The 19739-nt window shown below is 40.6% G+C and carries 20 protein-coding genes; 8 read left to right on the top strand and 12 right to left on the bottom strand.

Annotated features, from left to right (window positions below; all coding sequences use genetic code 11):
• The first annotated feature begins 124 nt into the window (after positions 1 to 124).
• The 3 genes from LCM09_RS10225 (at position 125) to LCM09_RS10215 (ending at position 4022) form a co-directional block, all read left to right on the top strand.
• Positions 125 to 1789, top strand: coding sequence for a PAS domain-containing sensor histidine kinase (locus LCM09_RS10225; RefSeq protein WP_224881242.1), 1665 nt, complete (start codon positions 125 to 127; stop codon positions 1787 to 1789).
• A 101-nt stretch (positions 1790 to 1890) separates the two neighbouring features.
• The gene (locus LCM09_RS10220; RefSeq protein WP_224881240.1) at positions 1891 to 2910 is read left to right on the top strand and encodes an SEC-C domain-containing protein; all 1020 of its coding nucleotides are present in this window, start codon (positions 1891 to 1893) and stop codon (positions 2908 to 2910) included.
• 422 nt (positions 2911 to 3332) lie between these two features.
• On the top strand, positions 3333 to 4022 hold the full coding sequence (locus LCM09_RS10215; RefSeq protein WP_224881238.1) for a DNA alkylation repair protein: 690 nt from the start codon (positions 3333 to 3335) through the stop codon (positions 4020 to 4022).
• Between the two features lie 75 nt (positions 4023 to 4097).
• On the opposite strand, the gene LCM09_RS10210 is transcribed toward LCM09_RS10215, so the two are convergent.
• Both LCM09_RS10210 and lepB read right to left on the bottom strand, forming a co-directional pair.
• Positions 4098 to 4826: a CAP domain-containing protein gene (locus LCM09_RS10210; protein ID WP_224881236.1), complete on the bottom strand. Its 729-nt coding sequence runs from the start codon at positions 4824 to 4826 to the stop codon at positions 4098 to 4100.
• A gap of 313 nt (positions 4827 to 5139) precedes the next feature.
• Positions 5140 to 5694, bottom strand: a complete 555-nt coding sequence (gene lepB / locus LCM09_RS10205; RefSeq protein WP_224881234.1) for a signal peptidase I — start codon at positions 5692 to 5694, stop codon at positions 5140 to 5142.
• Positions 5695 to 5880: 186 nt separating this feature from the next.
• Between lepB and LCM09_RS10200 the strand changes: the two genes are divergently transcribed.
• From LCM09_RS10200 to LCM09_RS10190, 3 genes are all read left to right on the top strand, one after another.
• Positions 5881 to 6546 carry a haloacid dehalogenase type II gene (locus tag LCM09_RS10200; protein WP_224881231.1) on the top strand — a complete coding sequence of 222 codons (666 nt, stop codon included), beginning with the start codon at positions 5881 to 5883 and terminating at the stop codon, positions 6544 to 6546.
• Between the two features lie 122 nt (positions 6547 to 6668).
• Positions 6669 to 6755, top strand: a complete 87-nt coding sequence (locus LCM09_RS10195; RefSeq protein ID WP_224882924.1) for a YjcZ family sporulation protein — start codon at positions 6669 to 6671, stop codon at positions 6753 to 6755.
• A 690-nt stretch (positions 6756 to 7445) separates the two neighbouring features.
• Entirely contained in the window at positions 7446 to 7790 is a 345-nt protein-coding gene (locus tag LCM09_RS10190) for a hypothetical protein (RefSeq protein WP_224881229.1), read from the top strand.
• On the opposite strand, the gene LCM09_RS10185 is transcribed toward LCM09_RS10190, so the two are convergent.
• Positions 7785 to 8618: an STAS domain-containing protein gene (locus LCM09_RS10185; protein ID WP_224881227.1), complete on the bottom strand. Its 834-nt coding sequence runs from the start codon at positions 8616 to 8618 to the stop codon at positions 7785 to 7787. The two genes, LCM09_RS10190 and LCM09_RS10185, sit on opposite strands and share 6 nt — an antisense overlap.
• Before the next feature lie 617 nt (positions 8619 to 9235).
• On the opposite strand from LCM09_RS10185, the gene LCM09_RS10180 reads away from it, so the two are divergent.
• On the top strand, positions 9236 to 9721 hold the full coding sequence (locus LCM09_RS10180; RefSeq protein ID WP_224881225.1) for a sigma-70 family RNA polymerase sigma factor: 486 nt from the start codon (positions 9236 to 9238) through the stop codon (positions 9719 to 9721).
• 24 nt (positions 9722 to 9745) lie between these two features.
• Here LCM09_RS10180 and LCM09_RS10175 read toward each other — a convergent pair whose 3' ends face one another.
• The 4 genes from LCM09_RS10175 to LCM09_RS10160 form a co-directional block, all read right to left on the bottom strand.
• Positions 9746 to 9988 (bottom strand): type B 50S ribosomal protein L31, encoded by a 243-nt coding sequence (locus LCM09_RS10175; protein WP_224881223.1) that lies wholly within the window; start codon positions 9986 to 9988, stop codon positions 9746 to 9748.
• Between the two features lie 412 nt (positions 9989 to 10400).
• Complete coding sequence (locus tag LCM09_RS10170; RefSeq protein WP_224881213.1) at positions 10401 to 10580, bottom strand: aspartyl-phosphate phosphatase Spo0E family protein; 180 nt, start codon at positions 10578 to 10580, stop codon at positions 10401 to 10403.
• Positions 10581 to 10769: 189 nt separating this feature from the next.
• Positions 10770 to 10943, bottom strand: coding sequence for a Fur-regulated basic protein FbpA (gene fbpA, locus LCM09_RS10165; RefSeq protein ID WP_224881211.1), 174 nt, complete (start codon positions 10941 to 10943; stop codon positions 10770 to 10772).
• A 5-nt stretch (positions 10944 to 10948) separates the two neighbouring features.
• The gene (locus LCM09_RS10160) at positions 10949 to 11659 is read right to left on the bottom strand and encodes a DUF421 domain-containing protein (protein WP_224881209.1); all 711 of its coding nucleotides are present in this window, start codon (positions 11657 to 11659) and stop codon (positions 10949 to 10951) included.
• A gap of 150 nt (positions 11660 to 11809) precedes the next feature.
• Between LCM09_RS10160 and recQ the strand changes: the two genes are divergently transcribed.
• A complete protein-coding gene (recQ, locus tag LCM09_RS10155; RefSeq protein WP_224881206.1) occupies positions 11810 to 13894 on the top strand; it encodes a DNA helicase RecQ in 2085 nt (694 codons plus the stop codon).
• A 522-nt stretch (positions 13895 to 14416) separates the two neighbouring features.
• Here recQ and LCM09_RS10150 read toward each other — a convergent pair.
• From LCM09_RS10150 to LCM09_RS10130, 5 genes are all read right to left on the bottom strand, one after another.
• Positions 14417 to 15604, bottom strand: a complete 1188-nt coding sequence (locus tag LCM09_RS10150) for an ABC transporter permease (protein WP_224881205.1) — start codon at positions 15602 to 15604, stop codon at positions 14417 to 14419.
• Positions 15601 to 16290, bottom strand: a complete 690-nt coding sequence (locus LCM09_RS10145; protein ID WP_224881203.1) for an ABC transporter ATP-binding protein — start codon at positions 16288 to 16290, stop codon at positions 15601 to 15603. Before LCM09_RS10145 ends, LCM09_RS10150 begins: the two co-directional genes overlap by 4 nt.
• Positions 16287 to 17405, bottom strand: a complete 1119-nt coding sequence (locus tag LCM09_RS10140; RefSeq protein WP_224881201.1) for an efflux RND transporter periplasmic adaptor subunit — start codon at positions 17403 to 17405, stop codon at positions 16287 to 16289. Before LCM09_RS10140 ends, LCM09_RS10145 begins: the two co-directional genes overlap by 4 nt.
• Positions 17406 to 17409: 4 nt before the next feature.
• The gene (gene yknW, locus LCM09_RS10135; RefSeq protein WP_224881199.1) at positions 17410 to 18072 is read right to left on the bottom strand and encodes a YknW family membrane protein; all 663 of its coding nucleotides are present in this window, start codon (positions 18070 to 18072) and stop codon (positions 17410 to 17412) included.
• 288 nt (positions 18073 to 18360) lie between these two features.
• On the bottom strand, positions 18361 to 19602 hold the full coding sequence (locus LCM09_RS10130; protein ID WP_224881197.1) for a DHH family phosphoesterase: 1242 nt from the start codon (positions 19600 to 19602) through the stop codon (positions 18361 to 18363).
• Positions 19603 to 19739 lie beyond the last annotated feature (137 nt).

The raw sequence follows: 19739 nt of genomic DNA, 5'->3' as shown, positions 1-19739 counted from the left end.
ATACCATATTCAAAAAAAGACGGTAGGGATTACGAAGCCTTACTCCACGACTTTTTTGTATTTCTTGGTGTATAACTGTAGAATACAAAAGGAGGTTACATAGAAAGGACGAGACGCATTGGAGATGAAGATCAAGTACGTTCCATGGATCATTACGGGGTGTTATTTTTTATTCGGTTCCCTTTGGATATTACTCTCCGATACAATTCTTTATCAAATTACAGATAATTTCATGATCAGTAAACAAATCGGCTTGTACAAAGGCTGGTTCTTTGTCTTGATTACTTGTCTGCTTCTTTACTTTCTATTAAAACGGCTTCTCTTTTTAAACCAAAGTACGCAAGATCGGCTGTATGAAAGTGAAGAACGCTACAGAAGGCTTGTAGAGTCTTCTCCATACTCCATCGTTTTGTATCAAGATGGAAAAATCGTTTACTCGAATCAAGCCGGACTTGATATGATGGGGGTTCGTTCAAGGGAATCCTTAGATGAACAAACACGTTCGCCGGTTGCAAACCAAACAGACGCCTTACATATCAGATCGATTCTTAAGCAACTGCAAAATGAACCCGAAGTTGATGCGAAGACAAAGGAATATCAAATAATTAATGAAGAAGGAAACATAATTGACGTAGAATCAACGTTTACTCCGATTTTCTTCAAAGATAAGAACGCTATCATTATTCAGACGAAAGATATAACCGATCAGAAAACGGCTCTTAAGGAACTTTGGGAAGCTAAGCAAATGATACAAGCCATCATTTCTGCTTCGCCGATTGCGATCGTTACTCTTGATTTAAACTCAACAGTCCGTTCTTGGAATCCTGCCGCTGAAAAGATCTTTGGCTGGAACCGTCACGAAATTATTGGTAAACCAGTACCCATCGTTCCAGAAGAAGAGAAAGATATTTCGATTGCTGAAATTGTAAAGCATGGTCATATCGTTAATAAAGAAGTAAAGCGAAAAAGGAAAGATGGCTCATACGTTTACGCTGTTCTCTCAACTGCGCCTATTCAAGATGAAATGGGTGAGATCAATGGGATCATGGCTGCTTTCATGGATGTAACGGATACGAAGAAAACGGAAGAAGCATTGATGAAAACTGAGAAGCTATCTGCTGTTGGACAGCTTGCGGCAAGCGTCGCTCACGAGATAAGAAACCCTCTTACATCCGTGAAAGGATTCATTCAGCTTTTACAGAGAGATGAAGAAATTGCGAGAAACGCCCCTTACCTCAGCATTATTTTATCTGAGATGGATCGGATGGATGATATTATCAAAGATCTCTTAGTTCTTGCAAAACCTCAGGCTGAACGGTTTACTACATTACTTGTTAACGACCTACTCTCTTATGTCGTTCAATTATTAAATAGTCAAGCTTCTCTTTACAATATTTCATTCATAATGGAGCTTACAGAAGAAGTGTTAAGCATCTATGGAGAAGAAAATCAGCTAAAGCAAGTATTCATTAACTTGATCAAGAACGCAATCGAAGCAATGCCAGTAGGTGGTACGGTTACAATCGAAACGTATCGCGATGGGGATCATGTGACAGTTACCATTGAAGATGAAGGGGTTGGTATCCCCGCTCATAAGATTAAAACACTCGGTGAACCTTTTTATACCACAAAAGAAGATGGAACAGGACTCGGTCTTCTATCAAGCTTTCGTATCATAGAGAATCACGAGGGTTCACTTAACTTTGAAAGCAAAGAAGGTGTCGGTACAAAAGTAACGGTTTCGCTCCCTCTACCCAAGCAAAAAGGTGAAGGAACTGGGCAATTATAGTCGTTATACTTGTAATTTTTTTGTCCTTCCTTCCCAATCTATGCTAAAATATCTTTCGTCTCTTATGTTCGAAAAAGGTTCACCTGAAGGAGGAAGCAACATTGGATAAAATTAAACGTAATGATCCGTGTCCTTGTGGAAGCGGAAAAAAATATAAAAAATGCTGCATGGGGTCAGAAACAGCACAGGATCAAATTGAAGAACAGCTTTATACACAGGAACTCTACACGATTCAAGCACAGCTAGTCGAATACGCGATGAGCGAACACGATTACAAGATGGTGACACTAGCTAACGAGCTATTCATCCGCCATAACATACCAAAAGAGTTAGAAGAAACGTATATGCATGGCATTTTCCCATGGGCGATCTTCCATCAATCTGTTAACCAGTGGAATAAAACGATCGTCAAAGAATACATCCAGCGCTACACGAGCACGTTCTCAACTGAGAAAGTGAAAGCAACTGTCGACGGCTGGCGCGATGCGTACATGTCTGTCTACCTTGTCGAAGAAAGCACAAGTAATACAGCAATCGTAAAAGAATATGGTGACCCACAACCATTCAGCATCTTGTTACCTGATGGAGCTGACCTTTCAAAAGGCGAAATCATTGCAGGTATCATGCTGCCAGTGAAAGACGGAGCGATGCCATTTATCGAACTTCTCAAAATCTCAAACGACGCGATGAAGACAATCATTACGAAGCTTGAGCAAGAAGATAAATCGATTCGTACGCTTATGCACACGTCGTTCCCTGAAGTACTTAGTGAAATTATAAAACTTAAAGACAATAGAAGCACTGAAGAAAAAACTGAACTTCAATGGGCAAGAGAAGAAGATCAGAAAGTTGGTTCTCTCTTCACGGAGCATGCTAGTGATGAACTCAATTCTGATCAACGCAATGACATGTTGACGTTCTGGAGAAAATACAGTGAAGAAGAAGCTCCATCTATACGAAAACCCGCTATCTTTGCCGCAGCACTTGAGTATTTAGCTGCGAAAGAATTCGGTGTTTCTGTAAGCCAAAGCGCACTCGCGAAAAAATACGAAACGTCACCATCTAGTATTTCAAGCAAATATAAAGCAATGGCTGAGAAATTTGATCTTGTACTACAATAAGCCATCACAGGTTGCCAGAGTTTCTGGCAACCTTTTTGTACGGATTGAAACCTGCAAGAGACCTTTTAGCATCAGCTCTGTAACATTAGCGACGATTTTGTAATGGTTATCAAAAATAACTCATAAAGACCTTTACCACCTCTCTTCCCTGCTATACTGTAATCAATCCAGTTAACCTTTCTCTCAACCCGGAAAGGAACTGGAGTTAATAGGAGAAAGTAAGTGTATCCCTTTCCCCCCGGAAAAACCTCCTTATTCTTAAAGCCAGAAAGAGGCGCGTCTCATGACGCGCCTCTTTCGTTTGGCATGATTCTTTTTTTCTCTAGTAGTTGTTACCTTTCTTTTCGACCACTCACCGTCTCGTACTAGTAACACATCACTACCTCCTTTGATGTATGATAGAAATAAGGAGGATGATAAAGATGATAACGAGTGAACACATTTATGCGACATTTGAACCGCTTAGGAATCGTGAAAATGCTGAGAAAATGGAGAAGTACATGCGTAACCACTTCCCTTTCCTAGGAGTGAAAACACCAGAAAGAAAACAAGCTTACAGATCGATTTTAAAAGAAAACGGCGCTCCTAGTGATGAAGACATCGTCCCGCTTGTGAAAGAACTTTGGAATTCAGAAGAAAGAGAATATCAATACGTTGCCCAAGAGCTTCTTGCTCGAAAGAAGCAATTTGATGAATGTGATTATGAACTGATTGAGTATCTTGTCACTACAAAATCATGGTGGGATACAGTGGACGGACTCGCCTCCAATACAGCAGGAACCTACTTTATTCATCATCCAGAGCAAATCGATAAGCTGACGGGAAAGTGGATTCGCCATGATAACAAGTGGCTAAACAGGACAGCAATCCTTTTCCAACTAAAGTATAAAGAGAAAACAGACTTTGAATTGCTTAAAAGCTATTGTTTACTTCACGCAGACTCTAACGAATTCTTCCTGCAAAAAGCCATCGGATGGGCACTACGAGAATATTCGAAGACGAACCCTGATGCTGTTCAACAATTTATCGATCAGCACGAGCTAGCCCCGTTAAGTAAACGCGAAGGTCTTAAAGTTATCAAGAAGAAACAAACTGCTTCATCATCACAATAGATACATAGATTGATTACAAAAAACAAGCTGTCGAGACTAGTCTCGACAGCTTGTTTCGCTTCAAATGATCACGTATTATTTACCGATGAATTGTTGTGTCCAGATGTTTCCTTCTTCAACATGTCCTACACCGATATGAGTAAAGCTTTCATTCATAATGTTCTTGCGGTGTCCTTCACTGTTCATCCATGCATTTACTACTGCTTCTGGAGTTTGTTGACCTTTCGCAATGTTCTCTCCAGCCGTGCGGTATTCAACCCCAAACTGATCCATCATTTCAAAAGGAGAACCGTACGTTGGGCTATTATGAGCGAAATAGTTATTTGCTTTCATGTCTTCCGACTTAGCTTCGGCAACTTTACTAAGCTCTGTGTCTACTTTTAGTGCTGGCAAACCAGCTTTCTCTCTTTCTGCATTTGTAAGATTAACAACTTCTTGCTCAAATTGAGACAGTCCGTTTTCTTGCTTTGTTTCATTATTTTGAGCTGGCTCTGCTGCTTCATTTGTAGGTGACTCGCTTGGTGCCTGCGCTTTGCTTGGTGCAGGTGCACTTTCCTTCGGAGCAGGCTCTTGCTCTACTTTTTTATTTGAGAAGTTAATTGAATCCTGAATAGAAATATTGTACTGATCTTCAATCTGCTTAACGAACGATTGAAAATCTTCCATATTAGAAAATTGATAAGACTGAGTCTTCACGTCAATATTGGAGTTCTGTTCAGCTCCTGTACTTGCTGAACTTGTTGTTGGATTTGCTGCCAACAGGGCTGCTGCCGCTGTGACACTTAGAATAACTGATTTCTTCAATGGTATTCCTCCTTGTTTTGGTGAAAATGTCTTGCACATTGAAAGTATCATATGAAAAGCAGCTTGTAAGACCGTAAAAAATTCCTACACCGGAAATCACTGGTACACACTTACAAACTACCCTAATCTGCTAAAAAGGGGCTGAATGCTGTCCTAGCAAGGGACCAAGGCACATCCAACCCTTATGTTGATTAGCGATCAGCCTGGAAATAGTTCCATATTATAGGAGAAATCCACTCATTAACTGTTCTTTTCAACTATTGCTAAACGATTACAAAAAAGAGAGAGCTGTAACAGCCTCCCTCTTTCAATGCTAATTTGTTGAACGCAAGTCTGTGAATGGATACCAAACCATTTCAGCTCGACCTACAATATCTTTTGTCGCGATTTTACCTAGACCGTTTCGGCTGTCCATACTTCTAAGCCTGTTGTCACCCATCACGAATAATTCCCCATCAGGGATTTCAATCGGTCCAAAATCCTCAGTTAATTGCATCCCCATCGTTTCAGCTTTATTTCGATTCGTGGATAGATAAGGCTCATCGAGCTCCTTTCCATTCACTAAGAGACTGTCATTCTTCATTTCTACTGTATCACCAGGTAAACCGATTACGCGCTTCACATAGTGTTTATCCATTTCTGCATTTTTTATGATGACGATCTCGCCTCTGTCAGGCTCGTCTTGCACATAAGAGATAAATTTATTTACTAAAAGACGATCACCGTCATGTAAGGTTGGATCCATTGACGCACCCTCAACGATATAAGGTGCAACGATAAACATTTTTAATACGAAGGCTAGAGCAACTGCAAAGATTAGAGGACTTGCCCACTCTTTCACCCACTTGGTTTGAGACTCTTTTTCCATGTCATCCTCCTTAAGTGCTTCCAATTCTTCTCTATTACCTTATGAGATTCCCAGTTTATTCTAGCATGATTTTCCTATATATTGCTAGCATGCACCACCGTCAAACTGCCTATTTTTGAGCATTTGATTTCATATTTCTACCACTTTATGGTGAACTTAACTTATCATACTTCTAGGAGGGTATTCATGAACATTAAAGCTTTCGTATTTGATGCATATGGGACGTTGTTTGATGTATTCTCGGTAATGGAGAAATGTGAAGAGCTTTTTCCAAACAATGGAGAGGCAATAAGCCAATCGTGGCGTAAAAAACAACTAGAGTACAGTTATTTAAGGCAGATGATGGGGAAATATCGACCGTTTTCAGAAGTCACCCGAGATGCACTGCGTTATGCAGTTGCAGAAACAGGCCAGGACTTGAATGCTGAAGATGAAGAAGCGCTTTTGGGTGCCTACAAGGAGCTTGAAGTGTATGAAGAGGTTCCTCAAGTTCTAAAAGAACTGAAAGAACAAAACGTGACGGTCGCTATTTTTTCAAATGGGTCACATGATATGTTAGATCCACTAGTAGCGCAGTCACCTCTATCTGACTATATCGACCATATTATTAGTGCAGATGATGTGAAACAATATAAGCCGACACCTGCATCCTACACGCACGTCATCGATTCTCTTAAAATAACAAGACAAGATGTTCTTTTCATGTCTTCAAACGGATGGGACATTTCGGGTGCTGCAAACTTTGGATTTAACACAGCATGGATCAACCGAAAAGAACAGCCAGTTGAGGAACTCAACTTACAACCATCCTCGATCTATCATGATTTAACCGGTCTAAAGAACTGGAAATAACGAATTGCCTGAACTATATTGGTTCAGGCTTTTTTTCATTCTCAATTGCCCAAACCATTTAAAACTTCTTACATACAATACTATTACAGATTAACAACAGCAAGGTGAAGGAGGTGACTAGAATGGGTTACGGCTATGGCCAAGGATTCGCGCTTATCGTAGTTCTTTTCATTCTGCTTATCATTGTAGGTGCTGCTTTCGTTTATTAATCTACAGAAAGAGGAGGGAGATTCTCCCTCTTCTCAAGCTGTCGAGAAAATCTCGGCAGCTTTTTCTATTTTACCTTTTACCATGAAAAGGAGGAATTTCCGCTCCAGGATACTCGCTTTCCGTAGGGCGGGCGGTGAGCCTCCTCGTCGCTAACGCTCCTGTGGCGTCTAACCTGTCCCGCTCATCCTGCAGGAGTCGAGCATCCTTCCGCTCCAATCAACGGTTATTGTGAGAATGATTTAAATCATTTTTCATCAAATCAGGAAGCTTTAATGGTAAAGAAAGATTTTCATATCTAGTTGAATTCAATAGAACGGGAGGTTCTGTTAGAGTGCATCACAATCTAGTAGGAGTGAAGTCAGCTTGACTCCAGCGGAAGAACGAGCGACCGAGACCCCACAGCGAACGCTTTTTCGCGAGGAGGCTCGGGCGTTCGTCCGCAGGAAAGCAAGCTGTTTTCAAACTCCTACGACATCGGGAGCACAGGTTAAGGTTTCTCTGCAGACTGAGATGAGGGACATTCTCCCTCTTCTTTTCATTGCTAAATTCAAGCGTTATAGGTTCTTCAAAAAGAACGGTACTTTTGACCTAATAAGGACAAGCTAACTTCCCATATTATACCCATTGATTCTTTTTTCTCTTAGCCGTATAATCTTCGCATAGCATAAGAATTTAAGGACGTAGTAAGGATGGATAATATGATGAAGGAAGATCGTTTATTTAGGGGCGAGATTATTCGTTATCAGGAACAGTTGAAACAATTCCGAATCTCTTTCCACCAGCTTAGTGTTCTTTCACCGATCGAACCATCCGTTCGAAACTGGTGCAAAGGTGTAGCATATAAACTCATAGAACTACCGACGCTTTCTAATCGGGTTCTACAAACCCGCAAGCTTCCGTATCGAGAGCTTGTTAAACAATACTTATTTAGTAAATCGAATTTGAAGCGGTATCATAAATATATCCTAGCTATTTTCTTGTTAAAGCATGGTAACTACCAACATTTAAGTGAGTATTTATCATTCTCGTTATAAAATTTCGTGTATAGCTTGATGCAAATGTGCGAAAGTTTTTACTTTGTCGAAATCAATACCTAAATTCACTGTTGTTTGAGCAATCTCAGGCCGGATGCCCGTAACGATTGTTTCGATGCCAGATAGCTCAAGTATTTTCATTAACTGGAAGATTTCGTTCGCTACCATCGTGTCCATGATCGGCACTCCAGATAGATCCACCACTAGGTGGGATAGCTTAAGCTCTGCACTCTTTTCGACCCCTCTACGCTGGATAAGAGACGCTCGATACGTATCGATTGTTCCGATTAATGGCAGGACACCTACACTTTTGGATAACGGAATGATTGGAACGCTTAATTCAGAAATTCTCGTTTCCTGCGCCTTCATCTTCTCTTCGTTTAATTGATTTGTATAGACAGTCACTTTATGAAGAAGAAGATCAAAGGATTTGTTCATATAGCTTCCCCATTCAGCAAGCTGAGCCGCATCTATGTTTTCACTCTTCTCCCTACTAAATTCCACCATAATATCCCAAAGAATTTGCCTCAAATACGTAAGACTAGCGACTGATTGTTGTAATGAAAACGTATGATGCTCAAAGATTTCAACAATTCGACTCGCCCACTGCATCACATCTCTTTGGTTCGACTCAAGAAAAATCATTTGACGGACAAAGTCTGAACAGAAAGCTTCTATTTCTTTTTTCAACTTTGAATCATCGATCACAGCTGTATCTGTTGCTTCATGTTCATTAACTAACTTATGAAGTCTAGTGATCCACTTTTCACTTATTTCTTCCAAATGTTCTTCGAAGAAATCGACATATCTTTGCTCTACTTTGTTCATGATCTCTTCTCCCTATTAATAAGAATTTATTGTTAATTCATTGATTCCCCGTTTTGCTCAATTATACACGTTAACATTTTTACAAATGTGGAAACTGAATGACGAACATCGTTAAAGGATTTACTCAATTAAAGGAGAATAGTATACTGGGGAGAGTTCATTTACATTGATACGTTTATGAATTGGATTCCAAGGGAAACAGTATTTTGAACAGATGTTACGTAATCTACTGAAGAGTCGAGCCCTGTATATAAAAATCTCCCGGAGGTGCCACATGCTGAAAGAAAAACTACTAACGAAAGAAGAACTACGCCGGATCGTCCGTGATCTTCAAGGTAAAGGTGTAAAAGCACAGCTTTGTTATAGAAAAGCATAGGACACTCTGAGCGATCTTACTAAAAGGTCGTTTTTTTTTTTGCTAAAAAAGCACAAAACACCTAATTTGGTTCTTACTTCACTATATAAAGTCATTAATTACCTAAGACTATTTCCTTCGTTCAAGGCTCCCTTCCCCCCTCAAACTCTTTGTTTCCTACGATGAAAATTAATTAGAATTCGAATAAGATTTGCTTACCGACGGAATTTGAGATGGGTGCACCCGCTGTGGAGAGCGCGTTGTGGAGGATCATCAATTTGAAGTACTAGCATCACAATATATCCCCTTGATAAAAAGCCAGATAAAGAAACTTCGCCTTACAAGAAACTATCATCACTATGAACAACATGCATTAATTGCGTTATGGGACTGTGCCAAACAATTTGATTCATCAAAAGGGAGTTTTTCTGCATTCGCATATGTAAAGATACGAGGAAAATTAATCGATGAACTTCGTAAGGAGGTAAAACTTGCAAATCAATATGTTTACGCTGATGAGATCGATCAGGTACCATCAGTGAATAGCCAACCAAATAATCTAAATCACGATCACCTTACTTTGTTGACTGCAAATCAACGTAAGTGGGTAGAACTTTCGATTGTTGAGGAGCTCTCATTGAAAGAGATCGCTTCAAGAGAAGGCGTTTCCGTAGAGGCGGTAAAGTCGTGGCGTAAGAGTGCAATAACAAAGCTAAGGAAACTAGTTGTACAAAAAAACACCCCGTAGAAACGGGGTGTTTTGTGGTGATGACTAGCGGTTGTATTTCTTTTTGAACTTCTCAACACGACCACCAGCATCGTTAAAGCGCTGTTGACCAGTGTAGAACGGGTGAGACTCAGAACTGATATCAACTTTGATTAGTGGATATTCGTTACCGTCTTCCCACTCGATTGTTTCATTTGATCCTTGAGTAGAACCAGTTAGAAACTTAAATCCGCTACTTACATCTAGAAAAACAACTTTTTTGTAATCAGGATGAATTCCTTGCTTCATTTTAGTAGACCTCCTTTATCGATTGAATCATCATTTACATTTAAATGAATGGTATAACTTAAGAACAGTTTTGACTTCATCAAACGATGAGTTCAAAACCCGTCCTTCCTAGTATATAATCTTTGGGCAATTTGTTCAAACATTGAATCACATATTTTCAATAAATTTTATTAAATTGCTATGTAAAACACTAAATAACTAGTTCAAAAAGAACCAAAAAGCATTATTTAGGAGAAGTTAATAATAATTTTTTTGAAAACAATCCAGATTCGATATAATGTTTGTGTGATAATATAAACATGTCGTGAAGGTTGTTGAGATGAACGATGTTGCTCATGAGGAGATAACGCTTGTTCATAAACATCTCATTGCACAGAAGAATGTTAGACGGTGCCCAACATCAATGTACCGCCTAGTCTTGTTGGAACTGAAAACGTTGATATGAAGTTAATAAACTATCTAATTCTTGACTACACTGCAACGTTTCCTCGTGCGATATTCCTTTCCTAACACCAATCTCGATCATTTCCTCCTGTTTTCGTTTAATCCAATCAAGCAACACTTCCCTAGCTTCAAAGTCAACATACAACAAAGCTCGTCCCTCCTTCAATTCGTACAAATTCTATTATCCAAATATTCACATGACTTGTGAACCCTTTCGTCAAAACTAGACAAAAACCTCTTACTCTCGCTGTTATGAGACTCTTTACATTCATTCGAACGATTTTCCAATTTACGACCATATTTTTGAAATAAAAAACAGCTTCTATTGACGAAGCTGTTAAGAACTAATTTTGGTATTTAACACCTGTAGCTTATCTTTCGTAAGGGACAAGTAATAATAAAATAATTCTGTTGTTGAACATTCATATAGCTGCTTTTGTTTTACTTTATAAATTCCCTTTTCTAGTAAAAGGGTAATAAGCTCGTCTTTCGAGCGCGTTTGCTTAATCACTTTGTTCATTCCTCCAACTGCTTTGTATCGATAGCAGCATCCTCATAATAGTCAAGCGTTAGCCTCCCATCTGAGTGTAACTGCCCTAAGTAAATTTCATTGATGTTGACTTGTTTTTCCCTAAGTTTACTTTGTAACCATTCTCTTGTTCTTCCAATACTATTGAGGACGTCTATCATTACAACACCATCCATGATGACCGCTTTTGGTTCTTTTTCTTCTGGAAGGTGAAGCCACAACTCTGATGGTCGCACAGCACGGTAATCGCGTTTCAATAACACACTTAACTCACCATCTGCTTCAAGGAGGGCAAACTCAACATCATTAGCTGAGAAAACATCCTTCTTTCGTAACATCTCTAAAAGCTCATCTGCAGATATGCGTTCTTTTTTTAAGTTTTCTTCAAGGATTTTTCCGTCCTTTATGAAAATACGGGCCTTACCTTCCACGACGTCTCGAAACGCTTTGCTTTTTAGTGAGATCATGCTAATCACTACCGAAACACCAGCCCAAATGCCCAAACTCGTTATTCCATTAAACAAACTTGCTTCTGTGCTCATCGTTAACGTCCCTGCAACATCACCGATGATAATACCAACTATATACTCGAAATAAGATAGTTTTGAAAGCTGTTTCTTACCTAGTACCTTTGTTAGCAGAAATAAAACGATCAACATTAATAATGACCTTGCTATCACTTCTAACCATTCACTCATCTTATTTTCCCCTTTTGTTAAACTTAAAACCCCTAATTAACATTTTCTACTAGTTTGCGTAGAGGTTTGAAATTTATGTGTTCTGTACACCCAATCTCTTGTACGATAAGATAATATGGGTAACTTCTGAACTGAAGAAAGGAAGATACAATGCTCGAGCAAGCGAAACACCAGCTGAAACATTATTTTGGTTACGATGAGTTTCGATCCGGTCAAAAGCAAATTATCGATAGCATCCTGACAAAACGGAATACACTAGGCATCATGCCAACTGGCGGTGGAAAATCGATCTGCTATCAAGTACCTGCACTTATGAACGATGGATTAACAATCGTCATATCTCCTTTGATTTCACTGATGAAAGATCAGGTAGATGCACTATCTGGGTATGGGATCGATGCTGCTTATATAAATAGTTCATTAACAGAAACAGAAATAAGGTCGACTATGCAAGAAGCAGAATACGGGGAAATCAAGCTACTCTACATCGCTCCTGAGCGATTGGAAGCACCATCTTTCCAACGGATGTTGCAACGAACTTCTGTTTCGTTGATCGCAGTAGATGAAGCACACTGTATTTCACAGTGGGGGCACGACTTTCGTCCAAGTTATATGAAGATCAGTAGTATGATGAATTTATTTTCTAACCGCCCGCCGATCATTGCACTGACAGCTACTGCTACCCCAGAGGTCGTAAGTGATATTCAGCGTATTCTTACTATTACAGAAGAACAGACCTACATATCTGGGTTTGAACGCGAAAATCTTCATTTCTCAGTTGTTAAAGGAGAAAAGAAGAAGAACTTTATCACCTCATATTTGAAGAAAAATGCAACGCAGTCGGGTATTATTTACACCGCGACTAGAAAAGAAACTGATCAGCTCTATTCTTCACTCGAGAAGCTCGGCATCAAAGTAGGCAAATACCATGCTGGACTCTCAGAAAACGAGCGCAAAGCTGCACAGGAAGCATTTTTGTTCGATGATCTTGCGGTCATGGTAGCGACAAATGCATTTGGGATGGGAATCGACAAATCAAACGTCAGATTCGTTATTCATCACAATTTACCAAAGAACATGGAATCGTATTATCAAGAAGCTGGACGTGCCGGGAGAGATGGCGAAGAAAGTGATTGTTTCCTCCTCTTTTCACCAGGTGATATCCATATTCAAAAGTTTCTTATCCAAGAGAACCAGCATGATCCGGTAAGGAAGTCTGCAGAGCTTTCAAAGTTAAAAGCGATGGTTGACTACTGTCACACGGAAAAATGTCTCCAAGGCGCGATTCTCCATTACTTTGGCGATGAGCGTCCGGATTATCGATGTGGAAAATGTAGCAACTGTGTTGATGAACGTGAGGTCGTTGAGATTACAAAAGAAGCACAAATGATTTTCTCAACGATTAAGAGGGTGAATGAGCGTTTTGGTAAAACGATCATTGCTCAGATATTAAAAGGTTCTAGATCAAAACGAATTAAAGAACTTCACCTTGATCAAGTGTCGACTTTCGGACTTCTAGCACGACGAACTCAGCAAGACATCATCGATCTAATTGACTTCCTAACCGCTGAGCAATTTATCACTTTAACGGATAGTAAGTATCCAACACTGATCCTTCAAGAAAAAACGTTACCCGTTCTTAAAGGAAAAGAAGCAATTCATAAGAAAGTGTCGAGAAAACCTGAGGCGATCGAAGGAAATGATGAGTTATTCGAAAAGCTTCGCATGTTACGAAAGCAACTTGCAGATCGAGATGGGGTCCCTCCTTACGTCGTGTTTGCTGATAGTACGCTAAGGGAGATGAGTGAGGTCCTGCCAACGTCACGTGACGAGATGCTTAAAATCAAAGGTGTTGGAGAGATGAAATACGAGAAGTATGGCAGCGCATTTGTTGATCTGTTAGAATCCCTATCAACACGAAATCAATCGAGTGAAAAGCCAAGTCACTTGGCATCATTCGAACTGTTTCAAGACGGAAAAGAAATTCCTATGATTGCAGCGACAAGGGGACTAAGCGAATCAACTGTCGAAGGTCATCTCTTAAAAGCAATCGAGGATGGTTTACTGAAAGAAATTGATCGTATTGTAGCTCCTGAACACGAAGAACTCATTTTACAGGAAGCAGCCTCAATCGGAGACGAGAAACTTAAACCATTGAAGGAAGCGCTCCCTGAAGAGATTACGTATACACAAATTAAAGCTGTTCTAACGAAAAAGAGAAAAGTAACCACATAAAAGAGGAAGAGCTTCCACGCTCTTCCTCTAAGTTTATTGGGAAAGTTTGATTCGTTGTTCCCTATGCCGTAGGAGTTTGAATACCGCTTGCTTTCCTGTGGACGAACGCCCGAGCCTCACAGCGGACAAAAACCCGTCCACTCCGAGTCTCGAAGCGGTATTCACTCCTACTGGGTTGCAATTAACCTAGCAAACTTTCCGATTGATTATGATCAAAGAGTCATTTTCTTTTGTTGTATACCTTTTTTTTATTCGCTTTGCATTTGTTTCCTAATCATTCATTCAAATGTTGATTGGAGCGGAAGGAGGATCGACTCCTGCGGGATGTGCGGGACAGGTGAGACCCCGGAGGCGCAACGGTTTTGTGCGCTGAGAAGGCTCACCGCCCGCCCCGCGGAAAGCGATCCTCCTGGAGCGGAAATCACCACCTCAATCAAGGGTGGTATCCCATTCAGAAGATGGATTTCGGAACTAGCTTAACGAAAAGAGGAAGAGCATTATCGCTCTTCCTCTTTTTATATCCTATTCATAACGCAATGAGTCGATTGGATCGAGTCTAGATGCTTTGTTGGCTGGTAAGATCCCAAAGACGATACCGATCAACATTGAGAATACGAGTGCTCCAACTACTACTTGCCATGAGATGAGCGATGGCCAATCTGCGAAGAATGAAACGAGATATGCTGTTCCAGATCCTAGCAATATCCCGATCGTTCCACCAATCAACGTTAAGATGATCGACTCGACTAAGAACTGAAAAAGGATTTGTTGTCTCGTTGCTCCAAGTGATTTCCGAATCCCGATTTCTCTTGTTCGCTCGGTGACGGAAACGAGCATGATGTTCATTACACCAATTCCCCCAACGAGAAGCGAGATACCGGCAATACTTCCGATAATCGTCGTCATAATCGTTGTCACCTGGCCAATTCCTGCTGCGATTTCCTCCATGTTCATCACTTGATAGGAATCTTCCGTATCATGTAGACGATTCAGTACCTCTGTCGCCTGTTCGCCAGTCGGCTTCAGATCATCCGTATCCCCTACCTCCAATGTTACCTGGCTATAATTATTCGTTCCAAACATATTCCTCATAGCGGACCATGGGAGATACGTATCAACAGAGCCAAACGCAAACAATCCCGTAGGCTTCTCAAGAACACCTATGATTTCGACAGGTTGAACACCGACACGAATGATTTCACCTATTGGAGATTTCCCTTCGAAAAGCTCTTCCTGCATCGCTGCACTAACGACCGTCACTCTTCTTCCGCCTAGGAAATCTGCAGATGTAAAACCACGTCCTTCTGCAATATCCAGCTTATTGACTTCCATATAGGCTTGATTGATTCCAGTGATCGACGTATCAGTCGACTCATCCCGAAGTCGCACTGTTGAATATTCTGAAGTAGATGCTACAACGTTTGTAACCTTATCTAACTTTTCAAGCTCACGGATATCATCTGAAGTGAAAGGGTTTTGTTCCCAGTCACCTTGCTGCATCTCTTCTTCTGATGGCTGGTAAAATACTTCGATCGTATTTCCATCACCAGCAATTTGAGATTTCAGCATGGCTTCTCCACCTTGGCCGATCGCAACGACCACGATTACAGCCGCAACGCCGATAATAATGCCAAGCATTGTCAGGATAGAACGCATCTTGTGTGCTTTAACAGACATGAGAGCCATCTTAATGTTTTCAAAGAGACTCATGAAGGAAACCCTCCATTCATAGGCTGCTTACCAAGTAATCCATCTCGAACGTAAATCACTCGATTTGCATATTCCGCTACTTCAGGCTCGTGAGTGACTACGATAATCGTTGTTCCTTCTTTGTTAAGTTCAACGAAAAGTTCCATGATCGCAACACTCGTAGCAGTATCGAGGGCACCAGTTGGCTCATCCGCTAGAATGAGAGATGGATCGTTAACAAGTGCTCTCGCGATTGCAACTCGCTGCTTTTGACCACCTGATAATTCGTTTGGTAAATGTCCCATCCGATCTCGAAGTCCAACTCGAGTCAACGAATCACTCGCTCGTTCCTCTCGCTCTTTTTTCGATGCGCCGGCGTATACCATAGGAAGTTCAACATTCTTTAAAGCCGTTAACCTCGGCAAGAGCTGAAACTGTTGAAAAACGAAGCCGATCGACTTATTCCTAACTTTTGCGAGCTCTGGGTCAGAATGAGTCGAAACATCCTCTCCCTCTAAAAAATAAGTGCCTGATGTTGGACGATCCAAACAACCGATGATATTCATCAATGTGGATTTCCCAGAGCCAGAGGGCCCCATGATTGCAACGAACTCACCTTTTTCTATCGTGGTCGTGATCCCTTTTAACACTTCGACCGTTTCTTTACCTAGCGTATAACTTTTTACAATTTTTTCTAATTCAATCATTTCAATTTCACTTCCATCCCATCCTTCAGCTTATCAGGAGGGTTGATAACAACTTGATCATCTTTCTTCACGCCGCTTGACACTTCGATTCGTTCCGCAGTCGATGAACCTGTCTTGATGTCTTTTCGTACAGCTTTACCTTTTTCAACTATGTAAACATACTGCTCATCACCGTCCTGTAGAACCGCGCTAAACGGAAGCGTCATCGCATCATGGGAATCTGTTTCGATTTCGACGATCATCTGAAAACCAGGTTTTAGATTGAGCTTTTGACCTTCATCAATCGTGATCGTTACAGGAAACTGAACGGCATTGGAACCACTCTCAGCCGCTGATGCTTCTGGTAAATAACCTACGTCAGAAACCTTCCCTGTCCACTCCTGATCTGGAACTGCATCAGATGTTAGCGTTACACGTTGCCCATCTTCTACACTTAATGTGTCGTATTCTGAAAGCTTTCCTTTCACAACGAGGTCATCCATGCTACCTAATCGAACAAGTGGCTTTTCTCCTTGAGTTGTTGGAGATGTTTTTTCATTCACTTCGATTACAATTCCATCGATCTCACTCGTTACCGTTAATTCAGTCATACGCTCCTTTAGACGATCTCGTTGAAGCAATGCTTGACGAAGATCAAGGTTCGCCATCCGTATGTCCATTTGTACTTGTTCGAGCTCTGCTTCCATCGTCTCTTCTGCTTCTTCTTTTCCGACATCGTCAGCAAGTTCATCTTCTTTTTCTTGTAATCTTGTTTTCTGTTTATCTAGTGAGTTAATACGAAGGTAGAGCGATTCAATAGTAATGTCGTTCTGCTCTTTCTCCATCTTAAGATCAGGGTTTTCGTACGTCAGCACTTTATCTCCCTTACTTACTGAATCGCCCTCAGCTACATGGACGGTCGTTAATTCACCTTTTGTCTGGTCATCGAACAAAAGACTTTCATTTGCTAGTGTCAACGTACCAGGAGTCATGACCGTGGTATTGATATTTTCACTTTTCAAAGTCTTTGTTTCTACCTCAGCTGATTTACTAGCGTACGTGTTGTACACATTAAACCCTATTATTACAACTAAAACAGTTACAACAGCAATCGAGATCCATACTTTTTTCTTCATTCGATTACATTCCCGACATGCTGTTAAACATTGTGCCAATTGCAGCAAAGCCAATTCCGATTAAGAAGAAGACGATAGGAATAATCCAAGCAAGTGCTTTTGGCCAACCAGCTGTAATTCTAAGACCAATAATAGTTAAGATTGTCGCCCAAATGTTGAAGATTTCAAGACTATTCCAAACACCAGCAGAAGCTCCCTCAGCACTCATTAGACTACCGATACTCGTATACATCGTACCGGGCTCGCCACCTAGTAATGCCATTAAAAGACCGTTTAACACTAGGCCGATTGCGCTAATAAAAGTAATGAATAAGTTCATAGAAAACAATTGTTTGAATGTTACTTCAGATGGTGTTGCTTTTGAAATTAACCAGTAGATAAAGCTTCCGATCAAAACACCGAAAATAGGAGAGATACCGATTGAAAGCGCGGTAAATACTTTGATGAAGATGAGAGCGCCGCCCATATTTTCCGCACCGTTCATTCCTTCATTCATTGTTGCTTCAAAGTCAGGACTCATTACCATGAGCCATCCTGCTACTAATGATGCTATTAAAACGATTAGTAGTGGTAGCCACACCTTTGGTTTTGTGCGAATCCTTTCAAATTGTTCACCCGGGCTAAAAATCATCCCCAGGATTGATGGATTTGTTGAGTTTTCGTTCATCTCGTCACAACCTTTCTTATTTACTCAACTGTATATACGAAAGAGTAATTTGAAAGGTTCCCATAAATTATAAAAAATTGTTTAGTTTTTCCTCCTCGATCAGCCTTATTTTTCACACTCTGCAGCTTGTAGTATTTTTTCATGCTTCGTTATATTGCGAATGAAACCTACTACCATTGCACTTATAGCGATCCAAACAACCTTCTTCATAAGGATCCTCTCCTTCATTGTCATTCCTTCATCGTATGAGAGGAAAATCTATAGGGTCCTATTAAAAAAAGAAGACTCTCAGCTAAGAGAGTCTTCTTTTTGATAAGAAATAACGTGTAACAAGTCATCATACCGTTCGAACAGTTCGTCTTTAGAAAGTGGAAGTACTCGGGTAAGATCTTCAACAATACGCTCATCTGACCTTAGCCAAGCATGATGCTGACGTTTCACGTAACGTTCTGCATCGTCGAACGTATGGAATGTACAGTCAACCACTTCGCCCTGCTTCATTATTTCATAAGTGTTATCAACTGGTCGGATATAGATGACCTCATCATCGTGGTTTTCATAAAAAGATCCTTGATCGCCATCTCGGCGGTTCAGTTTATTTCGATCTGCATCACTCTTTAGGGGTTTAATAGCAAAAGGCTCTGCTACAAAGAGCTCGTACGTCGTCTCTGTCAGTTCGCACCCTGACGCTTTCGGGTGGCCGCCTCCTCCAAATCTACCTGCGAATTCTGATACATCTACCTCATCATGTATCGTTCGAAATCCAGCTCGTTTGTTCCCGATATTAATAATTGCAATCAAGTCGAGATGAGGATGCCGTTTGTTCAGTTCATTCCCTAATTCTGAATGATATGATTCTGCATGGATGATGCCTACGCAGTATTCATCGATAAAAGTTTGTACGATCTGATAATTTTTCTTATGAATATACCGACTGATCTTTCTTTCCTCTAGGTCAAGAATCATTTCCTCGGTTTCACTTAACGAAAAGGAGTCTGGATCTCGGGTCAATCGTCTCAGCATTTCTGCTTTAAACGTTTCTCTCCCTAGTATCGAAAACAGATCGTTCAACCGTTTTGCATCTGTGTCGTCGTCTTCTTCCCATTCCCACGTATCATATTTCCGCACAAGTTCAAGGAATTGTTCGATTCCTTCATTCCGCTCAATCTTTTCTCTTTCTACTAAATAGTCATAAAACAATGTCGCCGCACATGTTTTCTTCTCACTACCAGGCTCTACAAAACCCCACTCATAGTCGTTAAAATGAATTGCACTCGCATGATGGTCGATCATTTGTACATGGCCACCATCCATATGGCGCTTTTCAAGAAGGTGTTCAACTTCTTCATTCACCGATAGATCTGTAATAAAAAGTGGACTATCGTCATTTTTCTCCAAGAAAGATTCTACACGCTGATTTAAGTTCCGATATGTACAATGTGTGATATCTGCGCTTTTCTCAAAAGCAAGTTCTGCAATAAGTGCACAAGCCGAGCCATCAAGGTCACTGTCTGTAAAAAGTTTAATCATCGCCCACTCCTCCTATTCCACGTTAGTATGTGCCCCACATGTAAAATCATTACATCGCTAAAAATAAAAAAGCGAGCTCGATCGCTCGCTTCATAAGACAACGTTTCAAATTATACATCTCTACACATAATCACACA

This window comes from Guptibacillus algicola (assembly GCF_020171805.1).
GTDB classification, from domain to species: domain Bacteria; phylum Bacillota; class Bacilli; order Bacillales; family Guptibacillaceae; genus Guptibacillus; species Guptibacillus algicola.
The sequence above is the reverse complement of the archived record's forward strand: the minus strand, read 5'-3'. Positions and strand labels throughout refer to the sequence as shown.